The following is a 1,247-nucleotide window of genomic DNA, read 5'->3' as shown; positions in this document are numbered from 1 at the left end:
TGAACTGGTCCAGTAATTTCGGACATTCTTTTCGGTTCTCACGCCGCCATCTTTTCCGCTGCTACTGGAGAGTGGTATCCGTTGTAGCTGTGGCGCCTGACATTGTTGTAGCGCGCCACGTATCGGTTGATATCCGCTCGGGCCTCATGCTCCGAGCTGTAACCACCTTCAGGTACCCATTCGGACTTCAGGCTACCGAAGAAACGCTCCATCGGCGCGTTGTCCCAGCATTGCCCCTTGCGACTCATGCTCTGCTTAAGTTCATGCGCTATCAGCTCGTTTCTGAATTTATGGCTGGTGTACTGGCACCCTTGGTCAGAGTGGAGCAGCACACCTTTAGGACGCCCCCTCAGTTCGACGGCCATGCGTAGAGATTCGCTTGTCAGTGTTGCGTCAGCGACCAACGAAAAAGACCAACCCACTACACGGCGAGCAAATAGATCCAGGACAACCGAAAAATACAGCCATCGTTTGCCTAGCTGGATGTAGGTGATGTCTGCGCACCAAACCTTATTGATATCCGCCACATAAAACTCACGTTCAAGCTCATGCCCAGCCACCAGTGACTCGACGCCTGATGATTTGTACTTATGAGCCCTGCGTTGACGGCTAGCGACCCCGGCTTCTCTCATCAAACTGCGGGCCATGTGGCGTCCCACCTGATGGCCAGCGCCTTGCAAGTCTTCAGAGAGTGTTCGTGAACCTGCCGAGCCCCGTGATGCCTTGTGATACTTGATCAGAACCAGCTTGAGCGCTTCGCGCTTCGGGTTGGTTTTGCCTTGTCGCTGGCGCCAAGCGTAATAGCCACTCCGGCTAACCTCGAACACGCGGCAACAATCTGCAATGCCATATCGCTCGCCTAGCTCCCTGATCAGCGGAAATGATCTTTGGAGTCCAAAAGCAGGAGAGCACTGGCCTTTTTTAGGATTTCGATATCCCGATCTTTTTGCCTGAGCAACGCCCTCAGCTCCTGTATTTGTTTCTGCTCCGCAGTTATCGCCTTGGTCCCGGCCAATACCGATCCACCGCGCTCTCTTCTCAACTGCTCGACCCAGCGACGTAAGGCTGTAGGGCCGATATCCAGACTGGCACAAACATCGAGAATGGGCTGCTCTTCATCCAGCACCATGCTTGCAGCTTTGAGCTTGAACTCGTTGGAATAGGACTTTCGCATCATCAAACACACCTCAGATTTGGGCGCAATCATAGCGCCCTATTGATGTGTCCGAATTCATTAGGCCAGTTCA

At 53.5% G+C, this 1,247-nt stretch carries 2 protein-coding genes; both read right to left on the bottom strand.

The genetic code is table 11. The features are described 5' to 3' along the window. Window positions 1-38: 38 nt before the first annotated feature. Window positions 39-845 (bottom strand): IS3 family transposase, encoded by an 807-nt coding sequence (locus tag ACZRMS_RS26250; protein ID WP_463997640.1) that lies wholly within the window; start codon window positions 843-845, stop codon window positions 39-41. A 26-nt stretch (window positions 846-871) separates the two neighbouring features. After that, window positions 872-1,177, bottom strand: a complete 306-nt coding sequence (locus tag ACZRMS_RS26245; protein ID WP_463997639.1) for a transposase — start codon at window positions 1,175-1,177, stop codon at window positions 872-874. Between the last annotated feature and the right edge of the window lie 70 nt (window positions 1,178-1,247).

Source organism: Pseudomonas sp. B424 (genome assembly GCF_055408345.1).
The sequence above is the reverse complement of the archived record's forward strand: the minus strand, read 5'-3'. Positions and strand labels throughout refer to the sequence as shown.

What these genes read in the sequence shown, in the direction of transcription:
- ACZRMS_RS26245 (WP_463997639.1), bottom strand. Translation starts at nt 1,177, where the DNA reads ATGATGCGAAAGTCCTATTCCAACGAGTTCAAGCTCAAAGCTGCAAGC.